Here is a 19765-nt window from a genome sequence, read left to right on the forward strand (position 1 = left end):
TTACTTCGGCATATTGTTTATCCATTTACGAATTAACTCGACCCCCTCTTTGTGTGTTACTGTACGTGCAAGCTCAGGCATAGCTGTTCCCGGCTCTGTACTGTTCATTCTATAAAATAGGATAGAATGTATGGCATCCCCAGGTATGATGTCATAATCCAGTCCACCGGCCCCGCCACCAGCAGAAACCGGTGCCTTGTTTATGCCTAAATGACTCGGATTAGTTTGTTCATATTCTAAAAACAAACCTGTATTAAACGCATCTCCTCCTTTAGTATGGCAATGTGCGCAGTTCACATCAAGATAAGCTCTTGCACGTTGATTCAGACTAAAATGTTTTGGGTCTGCCCAGTTTGGCAATTGCGCCACAACACCAGTATCCGGTAATCCTTTTAACACACCTTTTGCTGCCCAAACTTTAAGCTGATTCTCTTTCTGACCAGCAACTGTAATGTTAAGGTTCCTGGCTTTTGGTCCTATTGGAATTAACGCTCCATCTTTAATATGACACCGCTTACAATCGTTCGTATTCGGCACCTGATAATTAGTCAGCAGCTTGTTACCATCATCATCCAATAGTGTTATAGGAATTTTAGCTCCTGTAATATGCCTAATAGCATCCGTTTGCTCTTTGTTCCATAAATAGTTCATCACTTTCCAGTCCTTATCACCAGGGTCCTTTACCAACAACCTTGTTTCAATCATTACCTTTTGATGATTTTCATTGGTATAAGCGAAATTCTTAACGATAATCGTTGAATCCGGAAAATCCAGGGCACCTTCAGTTGTATACTTCATAGCAGCGCCTTTTGGCAACACAATAAACCGATCTTTTATAGCATAGTCGGTAAACAATGCTGTACTGATATCATAGTGTAAAACGCCCTCATTGGGAACCAGATCAATTAATTTGCCTTTAAAAAATCCGTAATCGGATAATTTTTCTTTAAAAACAAAGCCATTATCCTGAACTGTTTGGCTGCCTTTGTTTTTACAACCTTGCCCGCTTAATAAAGATAAGGAACTGCTAAAAAGAAGGATAAATCCTAAAAAATAAGTCTTACGCATGGATACTAATTTTACTTGCAAATAAAAGGGCTCATATCTGTATTTGGTTTCCAGTTTTTCGGGTTACTGATGTTTAAAAAGTCGGCATTCACAAACAGGTTATCACCCGTCTGTTTGATACAAATATTATCAGGATTCACAGCAGTACCTTTTGTTAGTATATTACTCGAAATACCATCATACATAATTTGAGGAATACGTTTATTTTTCCGGTTAGGGTCGCTCGCATTCAATTGTTGCTCCACAGCAATCAATATCTTACCTATGCGATGTTCATAGGCTGGTTCCGGAAATGCCGCCCCCATCTCAATTTGATTATCATGAATGCTCACATTTTTTGAAATTGGAGAATAGTTGGCATTTATTTTCTCTGCCGCCTTATCATCAACAGCAAAGCCCGAAGCAATGGTTATCGACGAAGTATTATTATTGATGATTCTATTGTTATAAATTTCAATATCTGAGGCAGCGAGAATAATGATACCGCTTCCAGGTGAGGCGTTTCCTACACCCCATGAAGTACCGAAACTTCCAGCTTTGGCAAAATTCCTGAAATTATTATCATGGATGTAATTGTTATACACTTTAACATGTCCGCCTTTCTTAGAAAGATCCGGCAAATCAAATATCAGGAAGCCCGCCGTATTGTTATAAAACTCATTGTCATACACTTCGGCATTTGAGGTATTCTCAATCTCACACCCTGCCACATTTTTTGCGGCTTTACATTTCCTGACAATAGCACTATCTGTCTGACCTACATAGATACCTGCATCTGAAGAACCTTCCGTATAACAATTTTCTATCAGAACGTTCTGGCACATTACTGGATAAATGGCATAACCGCCACTTGTAGAATCAGCTTGACTCCATACGGCATGCAAGTTGGTAACTACCACATCACGACTTTTATTGATTTTCAGTAAATCTCCTTTTGAGTCTTTTATGGTCATCCCATCAATTGAAAAACCTTTTACATCAGTTACCCTGATGCCCTCTCCTCCGGAACTTTGTGTTTTAAAATCAAGTATGGTTTTATCAAAACCTTCCCCCCTGATTAAAATATGTTTTACCTGGGCAATACTTAGATTGTCGAACTGATAATTTCCCTTTGTCAGTACAATTTCGGTACTGTCTTTCAATGATAAAAAAGCTTCAGCAATTTTTTGTTCTTCACCAGGGTTAAAGGTTAAAGTTGTTTTATAATTTCCTGATTTCGCAGACGGATTACTGCAGGAAAACAAGCCTGCAACCAGTCCGATCGCAATGACAAATAAGTAGGTAGATTTCATGTTAAAAAATGTTATATGCATAAGTTACGTAGTATACGGCTCCAATATTTGGATTGGCAACTCCTGTTGAATAATATTTGTTGGTGATGTTTGTTGCACCAAGTCTGATACCTGAGCGTGCCTTAATCAGTTTATAACTCACTTGCGCATCAATCACCATAGAACTAGGCACTTGTCCCGACGCCAATCCCCCAGACACCACATAATGGTAACCTGGCTTATAACGCATCGATGTCCCGAACGACCATTCTTGTTTTTTACCAAATCCACTATTACCAAAATCGAAATTGATGTGGTAATTTGGCGTATTAAAGTTGTCGATCTGCTTGCTGTTTTTATTATCGATGTGATCAGAGAAGTAATTAACTTTGGCCATAAAATTATGCGTTAAATCTACACTAACACTTGCTGCATAACCATAAGTATTCACTGTTTGTCCACCATTAAAAGCAATATTATATTGATTATAGCCTGCATGATTCGGTTCCAGAAATTTATTAACATCATTCGAACCAGGTGTGTTGGCCACATTAGCATACCCAATAAAGTTCTTCCAGGTTGAGTAATACCCCAAAACATCAAACATCACTCTTTTAGCGATTAACGCAGCATAGCCCAACTCAAAAGCATTGACAGATTGCGGTTTTATGTCATTGTATTCAAAACGTTTTAAATCATCAGGGTTCTGGGATTCCTGAAATTTATGCACGCTTTCCAACTCATAAGGCGGATATTTATCGAACTCGTAAGTACCATTCAACAATAAAGAAGAACCTCCCGAAGAATAGCTATTGGTACCATTAAGGGTACTCTGCAAAGCCTGAATATTTGAAGGGAAGCTATAAGCATTCTGATAAGAGAACCTGATGAAATTTTCTTTTACTGGCTCATATACTGCAGAGGCTCTTGATGTCACTTTAGGCGAAGAAAACAAAGTGTTCTTATCGTACCTAAAAGATGTACTTAAGTTTAATCTATCCGCGGCCACCTTTTTTGCCATTTGAACATAAGCACTATATTCCTTTACATTAATAGGTTTCCCCTTATCAGGAAACAAAGTATTTTTACTATTTAGGTTATACAAACGCCAGTTTGCTCCAGCAATTACATTCATGAACTTGACGTGTTTCGTAAAATTGTATTGCGCTTCCGCATTATACAACTTACTTCTGTCCAGGAATAATGTTCCACCTTCAGAAATTGGGGTATTGCTAATTTTGTCTTTAAGTGCATTAAATTGCGGCGTGCCCAACTCAGGTCTTCCTTGATCTGCAAAAGCCCGTGCAGCTAAATGAGCGTCGTTAAGTGGAGTACCGCCAGCAAGCGCTTCTATTAATGCACTTGTATACTCTGGATACCAACCTCCCGTACCTCCATCATAACTCACTTTCCAACCTTCGTTGATCAATTGAGCCGTTGGGCCTGCAATAATTGTTCTTCCAGAATTTTCGGATGTAGTATAAGCCCTTACAAACCAGTTGTCGCTTCTCAGTTCAGCCCGGTATTGTCCAACTTTAAAATCCTTTAATTGGTAACGAGTATCGTTGGTATACACGATATTTCCAGTTCCATAAGTACCTGATACAATTGCTTCTAAATTAGAATTAATCTTATACTTCAATTCTGCATTCACTTTAAGCAATTGCGCTCTGTTATCCAAATATCCGTATTCAGGATACCCTGTTCTAGCTACATAATTAGGTTTTTGCAATAAAGGTCCAATAATCGGTTCTAATTCAGGCATCCCCCCCAAAGCTGCCTCTAGAAAAGGGTTGATATTTTCGCGGGTAGCACCTCCATAATAATTTACACCGACATAACCAGGGTCTGTTAACGCTGTACCTGGCCCGTATTTATTAGTAGCATCACTTGCCACCCAATCATTTGCACGGGTATATTGTCCATTTACTTTGAAAGCTAACTTCTCATTGATTTTCTTGGCATAACGTATGGTCCAGTCGTAATATGGCGACGGGCCAACAGGATCATAATCTTTACCATTTTTAATGTGATTTACGCCTTGTGTAACCAAAACACTTAAACCTTGATATTTAAAAGGATCTTTCCCCGTCATCACCATTGTTCCGTTCAGTCCCCTGGAACCATACAGCGCTGATGATGCCCCAGAAAGCATTTCAATGTTATCTACATCCAATTGTGTTAAACTGATGGCTGATCCGAGGGGAAAGTTTAATCCCGGAGCCTGATTATCCATCCCATCTACAATCTGTGTAAAATTGGTATTTCCGCTGGTGTTAAATCCTCTGGTTGATATACTGGTAAAACCAAGGCTCGAAACCGTAACATCAACACCTCTTAGCCCCTGGATCATATCCATATAATTCAACTGCGGGGCATTGGTGATGTCCTTACTACTAATCTGCTCAATGGTAACTGGAGAGGCCAATTTCTTCTGTGCCATACGGCTTGCTGAAACCACCACTTCCTGTCCTAATATGGAAGTTGGATTAAGGCTAATATCAAGTCCTGTAGTGCTACTTTCTACACTAACCTCCTTTGTCTCAAATCCAATAGAAGACAGGATTAATACAATAGGAAATTTCTTTTTAACCGTCAGTTGAAACCTTCCCCGATCATCTGAATACGTTCCTTCCGATGAATTTTTCACATGAATGGATACCGCTCCCACACCCTCCTGTGTGGCGCTGTTCTTAATTGTTCCTTTTATCACCTGGGCACTTAAACTGCCTAGGGATATCACAAAGGAAATCAACAAAAATAGTAGTTTTACTTTCATAGCGTTTTGGTTATAGATTTATAATTGGTTAATGCAATATAAATCACTAAACCCTGGTTACGCAATGATGAGCCGCTGTTTGGGGCGAAATCCGACTATAATGGGGTGAGTGGGATAGTGGTATTTGTTAAGGTTTGAGGAACATTTGCAAAGTATTGCTCAAATTGCTTTTGATGCGAAGCTGATACCGGGATCTGCATATCCGGCAGGGAATCAAAATGAAGTGCATACCCTTTAGCTGTTCTTTTTGAAGAAGAAACAGTTTTTATATTAATTGTGTAAGACCTATGGACCCTAACCAGGCCTGAGTAGCTGCAAGTAGACTCAATCTTCTTTAACGTAGTACGGATCAATTCCGTTTTCAGCACTCCTCCCAAAAGGTAATAGACATCAACGTAATTGTCTTCCGATTTAAAGAACAAGACGTTACTTGGGTGCAGAGTCAAAATTACCTTTCCATTCTCATCACAAATCAGCAGATTATCTGAAAGAGGCTTAGGCTCTGTTACCAGAATAGATAGGTTATGGGCAAGCTTATATTGTTCTGCGCCAAATAAAATCAGCAATGAAATCACATAAGGAGGAATGGCAGTCAGCAATGCGTAGCTAAAAGTATCCAGATAATTACTAAGGGAAAAAGATGGGTGATTGTCAATGATCCAATCACAAACCATAATACCGATTGTTAAAATCATTATTTCTCCAATAAAAAAGAAGAAATACTGTCCATAATTCAGGTACTTTAACCGAAGCCATTTCCGCAACCCGAATTGGGTAAACAAAAGCGTTAATGTTCCTGCAAATGAAAAGAGGCTGAAAAACTTTAACAGGGTAAAATTGCTAACATCAAACCACCTATTGATATTAAAAGGAACAAAAGTATACATGAAAAGCAGGCTTAAAATAGTAACCAGGCTAATAAATATAATTTTATTAACAGAAGTATTCAGTAAGGAAAAGCGGCTTTCCAGCACCGTTTTAAAGATAGAATTCGCCTTATAAGAAGTAGTTCCCGACATAGAGCATGATTAAATACTTTATTGAATTTAATCATTTTTTTAGATTATAGTGAAACAAAAATAATTTCAGGCAGTATGGTAAACAAGAATTAGTATTAATCCTTTTATACTGTACAGCCTGAAACCAGCTCTTTTAAATTATTGTTACAAAACACTCAGTTGTGTCCTGGCACCCTGATGATCTGCTTCCAACAACAATACCTTAGAAAATGCTTCTTGTGCTTCCTTTATTCTGTTTAATCCCTGTTTACCCAATCCTTCAATAAAATAACAGTGAACCATATTTCTGGTCTTCAATTCATCATCAAAAATGAGCAGATTTGGTAAGGATACAGCAAAATAGTCCATTTTAACTTCATCGTTTACATGGCTATTCGCATAATTAACCAAGCCATTAAAAACCTTTTCGGCATTTTCATTTTGCCCTAATTTCTTCCAGGCCAGACCTTGATAATATATCTGATCAGGCTGCTGGTCGTTATAGAACATGGCTGCCGATGGTTCAGCCAAACCAAGAGTGGCCTTTTTAAAATATCCGGTTGCAGTTTCATGGTCATTCAGTCCTTCGTATGCACAACCCAGCCAATAGAAAATATCGTTTTCCTGTGCTCCAAACAGTTTACCCTCTCCAAGGTGGTGCGGGTACGTTTGTGCGCTTTCCAATAAGACGATAGTTTGTTCAAAAGCTCCATGCGCCAAATGGCTTTTTGCAATTTGAATTAAGCTATATACATATTGCCCGGAAGCTTTTCCTTCTCCTCCCTCCCAGGGGTGAAATTTCCTGTTCATGATCAGATCATATGCTTTCTCAAATTCACCGTTAAAATTCAATATAGCAATCCACTCCAGATAAAGGTCATCTCTTTCGGCTACCACATCAATATGCTGTTCTAAAAATGCGGCCCGTTCCTGCGGGCTCCTGTTCAGGCGTTTGTACAGTTGATCCAATTCCATCAGTATCCTTGCATCGGTTTTATCCAGTTCAAAGGCCCTTTCAAAATACTTCAGTGCTTTAGCAGGATCTTTTACCTTGTTATAATAAGCAATACCAAGGTTCCTCAAAACCGTTGGAAATTTAGCATCCAGTTGCTCAGAAAGTTCCCAGTTATTAATTGCTTCTGTATATTGTCTCTTATCATAATACAGATTCCCGAGGTAATAAGGCGCCTTTGCGTCAACAGGATTAAGGCGAATGGCTAGTTTCAGAATATTAATATCTTCCAGGCGATTAGGAAAACACAGATAGGAGTCTGCAACAGCCGCTTTATTAAGCCAGACTTTTACCTCCTCTTCATTTCCTAAATAATAGCTAAATGAAGCCAGGGCATAAAATACCATCGGATTAGCCTTTGAAAAGGTCAGTGCATTTTTCAAAAAATTATATGCTTCCAGATACATACCTGCGGCAGCATAATCTAACGCATACTCAATAAAGTTCTGGCTCTCTCCCCTTGACAATTGCAAAAGTTGATTTAATACATGTTCTTCTCTATCCAATCGCTTTAGTATACTAAAACAAAGACATTGTTCGTACATCGCCCCCAGGTTAAAAGGGTCTTTTTGCAAAGCTAAGGCCGTCACTGATAAAGCCAGCTCGTATTGCCCGGTTTCTCTATAGGCTGCAGCCTGTAGCACATAAGCTTTACTATTGTTTGCATTATTTTCGATAGCGAGCTCTGTATGCTGCAACACCAGATCAAAGTGCTTATTGGCCATATCTATTTGCGCCACTGCAAAAAAACCACTGTCTTTCCATGCCTTCGACCATGTAGATTTATAGAAGGCCTTATAAGCATCAACCGGACGATCCAGAAATTTAAGGCACATACCAAGGTTATAGTAGGCTTCCGTATCATATGGATTTGGATTTCTTTGCGAAATTGTTGCAATCGCCTTATTAAAATAAGGTTCCGCTTTTTCAAACTGCCCCCTGCGTAAATACCATAAACCTAATGCATTGTTACACCTGGAATCGTGAGGATCGCGCTCCAGTGCCTTTTCATAATAAGGAACAGGGCTATAAGTTGCATGACGATACTGTTCAAGATGCTGACCTGTAAGAAATAATTGTTCATTGCTTTCCACCTCATCTGGCTCAACTGCCGGTTTTGCCGGCTTCGGAATATCATTTTTCCGATTTAATGCCGGTTCGTACCTAATCACTTCCTTACCATGAGCAAATACCTGCAGCAACAATTCTTCTTCTGGTATGCTATGGTCAATTTTAATCTCTTTATTGTAAATCGTACGAGGATCGATGGTAACCTCTTCCTTTAAAAATATAGTATCACCATGCGACAATTGAACAGTTAAGTCCTTTTGCAGGGAAGTCACGTAAATCTTTATGCCAACCTGGTCGCCCTTCTTATTAATGGCTAAAAGAATATCTTTAGTGGCATTTTTCACCACTCCGAGTTCAACATATGGAAGAAAATACTGTGTGAAGCTCTTTTCTTCATTTGGAAACAGCCAGGTAAAATCGGGCTGATTGTCTGTAAACACCCCCGTCATCAATTCAATATACGGTCCATCTTCATCTGTCAGGTTTCTATCCCAGGCCTGTCCAAAATCACTATGTCCCCATGTCCATTGTTTTTTGCCCGGCGAAACATGATGATTCGCAACATGTAATACACCTGCCTGTGTATCATGTTCATATCCGCCTACGAAATCATAATCGGAATTAATAGCCATATAAGAAGTTGGAACAGGTATATTCTTATACATAGAGATATCGGTACCCGGCGAATAATCTACCTTATAATAGGTACCCTTGGCTATTGGAAATTCAGAAACATCACGCTTACCATGATCAAAAACGGCATTTACATCTGATGGGAATACGGATTGATAATGATCATTCACCTTAACAGCAGGATTAGCCCACCATAAAAATGTTTGCGGTAAGGACGAACGATTTAATAGCTTGGCCTTGATTTCAATATATGCTTTATCAGGATACAAAGTAAAGCCGGCCATTCCCTTGGTATGGAACATCTGCTCAATTTCATTTACCCAAACGGTTTTACTACCATCGCTATGTTCTTCCAGCTTATAGTCAATGGCATCAAAAGTACTTGGACGATGATGTTGAGGCCAGTTAAACTCTATACCTCCTGATATCCACGGACCGGTCAACCCAACCAACGCAGGTTTTATCACCTGGTTATAATAGATAAAATGCCGTTCTTTTATCTTATCATAGGCCATATGAATTCTTCCCCCAAGTTCGGGAAGGATCATTATTTTCAGATAATCATTCTCTAAGAACAGCCCCCGATATTCTTTATTTTTCTTTTCATCATAAATTTTCTCAATTACCGGATTTGGATACACAACCCCACTACTTCCCTGATAAATACGTTTTTCAAAAAACATAGGGTTCTTTTCAGGCTTTCCGACACCGTAGGTAGGTATCATAACTTTCTCTTCCCAAACCTTTACAGTCGAGTTTTCCATTAGCAATTCTGTTTTGTATAAAAAATATTTGACGGGTTAGAATAAGCCTTAATGTCTTACTAAATTACCCTCCAGTTCTTCAAGTGTCTGACCTTTTGTTTCCTTTACCTTCCTCAGTACAAATAAAAATCCAAGGAAGCAGATTCCGGCATATAGATAAAACGGACCGTATGTCCCGAGTTTTTCGGCTAAAATTGGGAAAGTAAATACAAGGATAAAATAAGCTGCCCATAAGGATACGATCGCTACAGAAGAGGCGACACCTCTAATTCTATTGGGAAAGATCTCTGAGATCAATACCCAGGTTACCGGAGCGAGTGAAATAGCGTACATACTGATCGCCAGCAGGACAAAGATGGATACCATACCTGCTGGATAATGGTTCTGAAGCAGGAAAGCAAGGATAATGTAGACAACCGATAAGCCCAGCGAACCCAGTAACATGAGTGGTCTGCGACCAAGCTTATCAACCTGCCACATGGCCAGCAATGTAAAAACAAGGTTTACAATACCAATAGCGACTGTTTCAAACAACTGACGATCTAAATTCGCTCCTACGGATTCAAAGATGGTAGAGGTATAATTAAATACCACATTGATTCCACAGAACTGTTGAAATACTGCCAGCGTAACCCCGACAGCTACTGCCGGCCTCACGCTCTTATGAAACACGGCGCTATAGGATTGTTTTTTAGTTCCTTCCAAAGATTTTTGAATGGCACTGGCTGTGGTTTCTGCAAATGAAGCAGAACCAATTTTATTTAATACGATTTTCGCCTTTTCTTCCTGTCCATCTTTTAATAACCATCTCGGACTTTCAGGGAGCCATAAAACGCCTACCAGGAAAATAACTGAAGGTACTGTCCCCAAACCAAACATCCACCTCCAGGCATCAGGACCAGTCTCTGCTAGAAAATAATTTACCAGATTGGTCACCAATATACCTATCACTACGGTAAGTTGGTTGATAGCTACATTACGCCCTCTGACTTCTGCAGGAGAAACTTCAGCAATATACATCGGACATAACATCGAAGCCATTCCTACGCCTATTCCCGCAGCAAAGCGCATCACTACAAAATAAGTGAGCCCGGAAGAATAGGCAATTCCGATAGAAGACAGGGCAAAAATTAAAGCAGCCAGGATCAATCCTGGTTTCCTGCCGTACCGGTCAGCTATTTTCCCGGCAATTAAACAGCCCACAATACATCCCAGTGCGAGTGAACCTGTCAAAAAACCTTCCCACCAGGCATCGAGCATAAATTGCGTCCTTAAAAAAGGTAGTGCTCCCGATATGACTGCAAAATCAAAGCCGAAGAGATAACCTCCCAATGCAGATATAAAAGAGATGCCAACTATGTAGTGGTGATTAAAAGTATTTTTTTCAGATCTCATATAATGAATGTATGCGTATTTATGGTTTATTCAATCGATATCATTGATCAATTCAGTAATTTCAAAAGTCGCTATAATGCGTTTATATAAAATGGATTTTTCGATCTTAATAATGGATAATACGATCAACAGGTTCCTAAAATTTATCACGTATTTAATAAATTGTTTAGATTAGCATATCATACAAAGAACCTAACCATTTATCCAATAAAAAAACCAATGGGACATCCAGTCATTGAGCAAAAAAAATCTGTAAAAGAAGGGTTTATTGGACAGCGAATGATTGTGTTGCCTCCAAACATCAAGCGCAAAATCAGCAAGAACCCACTGACTAAAAATTTTTACTTAACTGCAATCGGCCATTACCCCAAGGCATTGAATCATGAGCGGGAAAGAAAAACAGGTAGTAATCAATACATTTTTATCTATTGCGTAGACGGAGCTGGCTGCATTTATATAGACGATCAGCGCCATGAACTTCATCCTAATACTTTTTTTATTATTCCAAAAAACATTTCTCACCGTTACCATAGCTCTGAAACGACCCCCTGGACGATCTACTGGGTACATTTTACGGGCTTACTGTCGGAAAATATTTATGAACGGTATTCGGAAGCCGGCAAACCGACTGCACAGACAATTCCTTATGATGAAAACAGGATTAAGTTTTTTGAAGAAATCTACTCCATCATGGAGCATAGCTTTAATGATAAGGAAATGGAAGCGGCTAATTTCAACCTGCTCCATTTTATCTCCTCTTTTATCTATTATAAAGAAAGTCACCCTGAAGTGTACAATACGGATTCCATCAGCAGCTCTATAACTTTTATGAAACAACACATTCATGAAACCCCGGGTATTGAGCAACTGGCGAAACAACAAAATGTATCAATTTCCCACTATTCACGTTCGTTCAAACAAAAAACAGGGTTATCCCCTATTAATTATTTCAATCAGCTAAAAATCCAAAAATCCTGCCAGTACCTTTATTTTACTGACAGGAGTATTAAGCAAATTGCTTTAGACCTTGGATTTGATGATCAGTATTATTTCTCCAGGTTATTTAAAAATGTAATTGGTGTATCCCCGGCCATATATAAAAAACAGCACAAAAAATAAGTTTCAATGATTTTATGATTCTAAATTCAATGGGATATACTCATTTTCAATTTTGCCGTCGGCATATAATTTCAAAATAGCATACCCTGGTGGACTTTCCTGATAAAAATACGGACGGGCAGATTTTTCGTCACCCTTACCCCACCAAAAACCACTCATTGAACCATTACAGTGATATTTAACCCCGTTATAAACAGCTTCATCAAGTAAATGCTGATGGCCACTTAAACACACTTTAATCTTATCACGGTGCTTATAAAACAGCTTTTTAAGTTCTTTATGATCACCATGCTGACCACCTTCCCAGGTATTTGTTACAGTAAGAATTGGATAATGGGACATAATCAGGACCGGCGTGTTGGGCTTAAGGTCTTCCAATTCTTTTTCCAGCCAGGCCATTTGATCCGGATCTAATTTTATACCACTATTATTCCCATCTAATATAATAAAGTGCCAGTTTTGTTTCCTAAAACTGTAATATCGATTCGGAATTTTAAGCCGTTTCACAACATAAGGCTTCCCATACATTTCATCTCGCTGATCTGGAGCTTTCCACCAGATATCATGGTTTCCAATGCAACTATATACACTGAGATCTGTTTTTCCAATGAACTTGTCCCACACTGCCCATTGTTCAGTTACCTGACTTCTCGGAACATTATCATAGGAGGCATCACCAATAGAATCACCACCATTGAGTATAAAATCAATTTTATGCTTAAGCACTTCCTTAAGACTCCTTTCTGCTCTTATCGGCACATCTCCACCAGCAGTAATATGAACGTCGGTAATATGGGCAATCGTTAAAACAGGTTTTTCTCCTGCTGGAACTGCCATAGCAGCTCCAACAGGAAGAACACCTGTTACACCCAATAAAGCCGAATTTCTAAGAAAATTTCTTCTTTTCATTTAGGGTTTAATGTTTATTGATCCCAACCAAATACTTGCTTAAGCTTATCATTCAGCAATATTTGTTGCCGTGGAATTGGACGATAGTAATATTTTGGTTCAATAAAAGTTCTAGGAAATTCACGATCTCTTGTGAACGAAATAAAACCTGAGTTACCTCCTGATAAGTAAAAAGTATTATCTCTTCCACCAGCATCTTTCAGGTAATATTTAGTCAATGCAGTTTTAACAGGTTCAGGCACGTTTGCAATAGGACTTTCATCATTAACTGAGGCAAGTATTGCAATATCCACTACACCATCACCAGTTACGTCGTAAGCACCTAAAGCCGGAACGTAAATACCTTGCTGACTATTCTGAATAAGCTTACCTGCTTTCCAGCGCATCAAGTCATCATATCTCAAACCTTCGCAAGCTAATTCCACCCTTCTCTCTCTTCTGATTTCCAGCAATACACTTAAATTATTTGCTGTCGCATTAGGATAAAGTGTAACAAGTGCAGGGTCTAAAGCTACGCCCATATTCATGTTCGGCATCCCAACTCTTTTTCTTAGCAAATTCACAGTCTTGTCTAAATCCAACTGATTGATTGTTCCCAATTCCGCTTTTGCTTCGGCATTGATTAACAACACTTCGGCTAAACGAAATACAGGAATGTCATTGTACTGTTTTTCGTAACCCTGATTTAAGTCTCCTCTGGATGGATAGAACTTAATCTGACCATATCCACCCATTGTTGGATTGATCCTGTTCAGAGCAGCCCCACCAAACTGCGCCCAACCCGGGTAGTTTATCGTAGCCATCATCCTTGGGTCACGATTATCAAACAAATGAGCAAAAGGTTTGGTAAAATCTGTAAATGGTGTTCCATCGGTATTCAAATATGAATCTGCTAAACTTCTGCTTAGTGCAAAATTAAAGTTCAATACCAGCGAAGCGCCATGACTTACATTTAAAGCTGGATCGAAATCTTTCCATAAAATGATTTCTTTGTTTCCTGATAAACTAGTAGCATTGAAAAGACTGGCATAATCCGCGGAACCATTACCAAAAATAATAAAACCACCTTCGGTCATAACTTTACTACTCGCGTCAACTGCAATATTCAAAAACCGGGTATAATCATTAGTTAAGTTAAGCTCACTATGATACTTTCTAAATGTACCTTCATGTAGCGCAAAGCGAGATAACAAGGTCAGCGCTGCCCATTTAGTAATTCTGGTATTTTTTTCGCTAGCCTTAATATGATCTGCAGCAAACTGTAGATCTTCTAAAACTTTATCCGCCACAAATGCTCTCGGATCCTGACCTTTATATAAGTCCGGATCTTTGTCTTCAAGTGCCGTAGTGTACCATGGAACATTGCTATACTTCTTAATTTTATCGAAATAAAACATGGCTCTGAAAAACCGCGCAATCCCTACATAATGATCAATCTCTGGCTGCGTACCGGCAACCTGATCCAGATTGCTAAGCATATAATTAATTGCTCTCAGCTTTTTCCAATCGTCATAATCCCAGCCTCCATAAGTATCCTGAGAAATCTGTCCACGAACCAACTGATCTGTTTCCACAGTTACATTATGTGTAGCTATGTTATCAGAGTTCATATCATTCAGAGGAGTTGGCAAATTTTCATAAAACCCGTTGGTATAGGTCTCTAAATCTGTCGTCGTAAGAAAAAACAGAGGTTTAGTAATGGAAGTTTGTGGGTCTCTCTGAAGAAAATCTTTCTTACAGCTGCTAACTGATACTCCAGATAAAACCAATGCTATATATATTAATCTATTAAATTTCATGATGCGATAAATTAAAGTGTTACATTAAGGCCAAATGAGAACGTTTTCTGGAATGGGTAGATGTTACCACTCATTGCTTCCGGATCCAGATTGAATTTTACGCCTGACTTATCGAAGAGATTCTCGCCACTAAAATAGATTCGCACCCTGCTTAACTGAAGTTTGTTTACAACAGTCTGAGGTATAGAATAACCTACAGTTAGATTTTTAAGTCTTATGTAAGAAAAATTCTGAAGATATTTGGTTTGAGGATAACCCAATTCTGACACATCTTCTGCGATATAAGATTTAAGACGAGGAAAATAAGCATTAGGAGTTGACGGAGACCACCTATCCATAGCTTGTACGGTAGGATTTGTCCATGGTTGAGCATAAACACTCCAGAAATAAACGTTATTATTTCTTGGATAAAAATCCCTCTTGCCTACCCCCATAAAGAATGCACGTACGTCAAACCCTTTCCAACCCACATTAAAATCACCACCAAAAGTATATCGTGGACTGGTATTCCCAATTCTGATCAAATCACCGTGGTCGTCAGCCGTATTTTTTCCTTTGGTGATAAAGCCATCGTTATTCTGATCTTTCCACTTCAAATCTCCAACACCAAAAGTACCCCCTGCATCATCAGAAACGAACATTTGTTGGTTAGCATGACTGGCAAGTTCTGCTTCGTTCTGGAAAAACCCTTCAGTTTCTAATCCCCACAATTCTCCGAGTTCCTGACCTACATAGTAATCAGTTATCATCTTCGAAGGATTATCAAATCTGGTAATATACGAACGGCTATCTGCTACATTCAGACTAAATCCGTAAGAGAATGGACTTTGTGCTACTGTGGCCACATCTTTCCAGCCAACACGTACTTCCCATCCCTTTGTTTTTAAGTCTGCAGCATTAAGAACAGGTGGCTTTGCACCAAAAACACCCGGCAAGGTTTTCCCTGGAATTAACATTCCATCTGTGTAACGGGTATACTTGTCGAAATTAACATTCAGTCTATTGTTAAACCAGCTCATATCTACCCCAAAATTGACGGTAGATACCTTTTCCCAGGTCTGACTGGCAGAAACCGGCTTAGGTTGGTAAACAGCTTGCGGTACACCACCATCTAATACCTGTTTAATTGGTTTAGACTCCATATTAGCTATATAAGAGTAGGCATCAACATTCTGATTACCCAATGAACCATACGATGCTCTGAATTTTAAAACATCCAGCTTTAAACTACTAGTAATAGGTTTCAGAAAACTTTCATTAGATGCTACCCATGCGACAGATGCTGATGGGAAGAAACCCCATCTGTCACCTTCTGGAAATTTAGATGTTCCATCATAACGTCCATTAAACTCCGCAATATATTTATCATTAAATATATAATTTAAACGGTAAAAAATTCCCCTTACCGCCCAATCATTGATACTCTCCTTCGTTTCAGATACACCTGTAGCTAAGGCTATACTAGGCAGGTTATTACTGATTAATCCTGTTTTTTTAACTTCAGACCACTGGTCGTATCGATACTCCTGATTATACCCTAGTAAAGCTTGAAAAAAGTGTTTACCTGCTGTTTTATGAAGGTCAGCATAAAGGTTAATAATGTTGTTATTAGTTTCAGCATTATTTATACCAACATATGACGTACCTGGTCCGGAATAACTAACCGGTGTATTTGGCCCGGAGCTATATGGTACTCTAAAGTCACCAAAATGACGGACACCAACATTACGTCTGAAGGTTACATCCCCTTTAATATCCAATAAATCTTTAACCACTGCTGCTGTAGCATTAAATGTGGTCAGGAAGTTATTGTATTTCTGAATGGTACGACCTCCTTTTTGAACCCTTCCCAGAGTGTTGGCTCCCGCAGCTGTATAAGTGCCATCAGGATTGAATACCGCATCTAATGAACTTTCACGGTTAATTCCCCAGAAATATTCAAAATTATCCATTGAAGCTGTAGGCGCATCATAATTAGATCTGGTAAAAGCCATGTTATTGCCTAAACTAAGCCATTTTGTGACCTTAACATCTACTTTACCTCTGATGTTATACCTATCATAAGCCTCATTTGCATCCTTAATTACCCCTTCATTTCTCAAGTACTCGGTTGAAAGCATGTAACCGAAATCTTCAGTTTTTTTAGACAGGTTAAGATTGACATTATAACTTGGAGATGATTTATTGAATGCCTCTTTAAACCAATCTGTTGATGCCACTGAAATCCATTGATTCGGATTGGCTGGATTTAAATAAACACTGGGCAGAGATGGATCTTCAGATCTTCTTTTCGCATATGCTCTAATCGCCTCATCATTGAATGCCTGAGGATAATATGGATATGCAGCTTCATGCTTAGTAGTATAAGAAATATAAGGATCAATAATCGTCTGAGGCAATTTACCTAAATCCTTATAGGCATAATAGGCATCAGCACTGATATTTAATTTCCCGTTTTTTGGGGTTTTAGTTGTAATTAACACCACACCAAAAGAAGCTCTGGCTCCATATATAGCGGCAGAAGCAGCATCCTTTAACACAGTAACACTTTCAATATCATTCGGGTTAAGCAGACTCAACTCCTCAGTAGTATAGGGAACATTATCTACCAGAATATAAGGACTGGTATACAAATTATCTTTTCCTTTACCATCAACTAATCCACCTAATGTAGTTACTCCCCTGATGTTAAAACCAGATGCATCATTTGCACGTCCGCTTCCATTGCTGATGTTTAAGTTTGGAATTAATCCTTGTAAACCAGCACCAATACTAGTGATTGGTCTGTTCTCTATTTCCTTGGCAGTTATTCCATCAACAGCACCACTTAAGTTGATTCTTTTTTGCTTACCATAACCTACTACCACAAAATCATCCAACGCTTTTACATCATCTTTCAATGTAATCGCAATCTGTTTGCGGTTTCCTACCGCCACTTCCTGGGTTTTTGAACCCACATAAGTGATGATCAGGATATCGTCAGGTTTTACATTGATCGTAAATGAACCATTAACGTCTGTAATGGCTGTAACAGCGGTACCTTTAATTTTAACACTGGCACCCTGTACAGGTTTACCACTTTCATCAAAGATTCGCCCATTAATATTTTCGAACATCGAGATAAAAGGACTCGTATCTTTTCTTTTAAGAACAATCGTTCGGTTAAAGATTTTATAAGTTAAAGGCTGATCCATCAGGCACAGTTCGAGTACCTTTTCTATTGAAGCACCCTCTACTTCTATCGATACCTTCCCGGATTTCAAAACCTCGGTTTTATCGTATAAAAAAACATAGTCACTTTGTTTCTCTATAGACTTCAACAAGAGGCTGATTGAAACATTTTTCTGTTTCAATGTTATTGATTGGCTAAAACCATTTGCGCTAACCTGGCACAGGCTTGCAATCAAAAGTAGTATTGTTAGCTTCATAACCAGTATAAATTGCTTTGGTTTGCGCTGTAACTTAAATACAGCACTAAAGAATGTAAAAAAATTCATAGTTTTGAATTTGGGGTTTAAACATAATAGCTTAGTTAAATTTGTTCCCTGACCAGGACATTGTCTGTCAGGGCAATAATCCCAAAATTTAAACGGGAAGTGGTCTCAACACTTCTCGTTTTTTTTGAAGATTCCTTTCTGAATATACTTTGTACTATTTCTCCATATACATTAATTTAAGGTGAGTTGCTTCGGTTTTTTATTTAGAATTCACTATTATTTTATTATTGCTTATTGTGCAATGAATACCGCTATAAGAAAGCATTTCGATTAGTTCTTTCACGCTCACCCCTCTTGGGATCTTCCCTGTATATTGTTTAGCAGGCAATTCCCCATTAAATTTAACATCAACATCATACCATCTTGAAATTTGTCGCATCAACGCAGTAACATCTGTGCCATCGAACTGAAAATATCCGTTTTTCCAGGCCACTATACCATCTGCATCCTCAACCTCAATAACATTAATACGGTTGGAGCTTTTCCTTACACCAGCCTGTTGTCCTGGTCTCAATAATGCCGTTTGATCATTTAGTTTCACTCTAACCGCCCCTTCTAATAAGGTGGTGGTCTCTATCTCCTCATCATCATATGCATTGATATTAAAATGAGTCCCTAATACGGTTACTTCAGATTGTCTGGCACGCACAATAAAAGGCTTCGATCTGTCTTTAGACACCTCAAAATATGCTTCGCCCGTTATCTCAACTTTTCTTTCACTACCTAAAAATGCAGCGGGGAAAGTAATCGATGAACCAGCATTGAGCCATACCTCAGTTTTATCTGCCAGGATCAAATGGTACTGTCCTCCGCGTGGTGTACTTACCGTATTTATCTGAGCAAGTTTTGTATTGGGCTGATCGATCATGCTGTAAACTAACTCTCCATCTTTTGTTTTCGTTACCTTGATGCCATGTTGATTTGAAATCTGTCCGTCGGATACACTATTGAGGACAACCTTAGTGCCATTAGCCAACTGTAAAATAGCGTTATCGCCCCCAGGTTGAATTCCCTGTGCAGCGATTACTGGAGGATTTACATCAGCCTTTGGTTTTATAAAAAACAAATATGCGACACCTAGAAGTAAACCAATGAAAACTGCGGCTCTAACAAACGTATTATGATGGATCTTAAACTTGTTATTTTTCTTCGCATCTCCAACCTTATGCCCGATATGCTTTTCGACGTGAGAGAAGATAGCTCCTTTTAGTTCTGCTAAATCTTCGACGCTAATTTTCGGTTCCTCTCCATTCACCCGTTCATACCAATCTTCCACTATCCTGATTTCTTCAGGAGATGCAGTTTGGTCATTATACTTTTTTAATAAAAATTTTAGTTTTTCAGTATCCAAAATAATTGCCTTTTCCTATATATCCGACACCAATGGAAAAAGTACTATACGCTAATTTTTTTTTTAAAAAAAAGTATCCTTTGCGCTTATTTTTCTATG

The 19765-nt window shown here is 38.7% G+C and carries 11 protein-coding genes; 1 reads left to right on the forward strand and 10 read right to left on the reverse strand.

Features of this window, described 5'->3' with window-relative positions:
- The 6 genes from R2Q84_RS08245 to R2Q84_RS08270 form a co-directional block, all read right to left on the reverse strand.
- Complete coding sequence (locus R2Q84_RS08245) at positions 1–1068, reverse strand: SO2930 family diheme c-type cytochrome (protein WP_316816066.1); 1068 nt, start codon at positions 1066–1068, stop codon at positions 1–3.
- An 11-nt stretch (positions 1069–1079) separates the two neighbouring features.
- Positions 1080–2360 carry a parallel beta-helix domain-containing protein gene (locus R2Q84_RS08250; protein ID WP_316816067.1) on the reverse strand — a complete coding sequence of 427 codons (1281 nt, stop codon included), beginning with the start codon at positions 2358–2360 and terminating at the stop codon, positions 1080–1082.
- Position 2361: 1 nt separating this feature from the next.
- The gene (locus tag R2Q84_RS08255) at positions 2362–5118 is read right to left on the reverse strand and encodes a TonB-dependent receptor (protein WP_316816068.1); all 2757 of its coding nucleotides are present in this window, start codon (positions 5116–5118) and stop codon (positions 2362–2364) included.
- 95 nt (positions 5119–5213) lie between these two features.
- A complete protein-coding gene (locus R2Q84_RS08260; RefSeq protein WP_316816069.1) occupies positions 5214–6137 on the reverse strand; it encodes a LytTR family DNA-binding domain-containing protein in 924 nt (307 codons plus the stop codon).
- Positions 6138–6281: 144 nt separating this feature from the next.
- Positions 6282–9596 carry a DUF5107 domain-containing protein gene (locus tag R2Q84_RS08265; RefSeq protein WP_316816070.1) on the reverse strand — a complete coding sequence of 1105 codons (3315 nt, stop codon included), beginning with the start codon at positions 9594–9596 and terminating at the stop codon, positions 6282–6284.
- 48 nt (positions 9597–9644) lie between these two features.
- On the reverse strand, positions 9645–10991 hold the full coding sequence (locus R2Q84_RS08270; protein ID WP_316816071.1) for a sugar porter family MFS transporter: 1347 nt from the start codon (positions 10989–10991) through the stop codon (positions 9645–9647).
- A gap of 219 nt (positions 10992–11210) precedes the next feature.
- Here R2Q84_RS08270 and R2Q84_RS08275 point away from each other — a divergent pair, with 219 nt between their 5' ends.
- Positions 11211–12110 carry an AraC family transcriptional regulator gene (locus R2Q84_RS08275; RefSeq protein WP_316816072.1) on the forward strand — a complete coding sequence of 300 codons (900 nt, stop codon included), beginning with the start codon at positions 11211–11213 and terminating at the stop codon, positions 12108–12110.
- Positions 12111–12122: 12 nt separating this feature from the next.
- Here R2Q84_RS08275 and R2Q84_RS08280 read toward each other — a convergent pair whose 3' ends face one another.
- The 4 genes from R2Q84_RS08280 to R2Q84_RS08295 all read right to left on the reverse strand — a co-directional run bounded on the left by R2Q84_RS08280 (position 12123) and on the right by R2Q84_RS08295 (position 19666).
- A complete protein-coding gene (locus R2Q84_RS08280; RefSeq protein WP_316816073.1) occupies positions 12123–13019 on the reverse strand; it encodes a metallophosphoesterase family protein in 897 nt (298 codons plus the stop codon).
- Between the two features lie 14 nt (positions 13020–13033).
- Positions 13034–14818, reverse strand: coding sequence for a RagB/SusD family nutrient uptake outer membrane protein (locus tag R2Q84_RS08285; RefSeq protein ID WP_316816074.1), 1785 nt, complete (start codon positions 14816–14818; stop codon positions 13034–13036).
- Positions 14819–14829: 11 nt separating this feature from the next.
- Positions 14830–18315, reverse strand: coding sequence for a TonB-dependent receptor (locus R2Q84_RS08290; RefSeq protein ID WP_316816075.1), 3486 nt, complete (start codon positions 18313–18315; stop codon positions 14830–14832).
- 199 nt (positions 18316–18514) lie between these two features.
- On the reverse strand, positions 18515–19666 hold the full coding sequence (locus R2Q84_RS08295) for a FecR family protein (RefSeq protein WP_316816076.1): 1152 nt from the start codon (positions 19664–19666) through the stop codon (positions 18515–18517).
- Positions 19667–19765: the final 99 nt, after the last annotated feature.

This window comes from Pedobacter nyackensis (assembly GCF_032678475.1).
GTDB classification, from domain to species: domain Bacteria; phylum Bacteroidota; class Bacteroidia; order Sphingobacteriales; family Sphingobacteriaceae; genus Pedobacter; species Pedobacter nyackensis_A.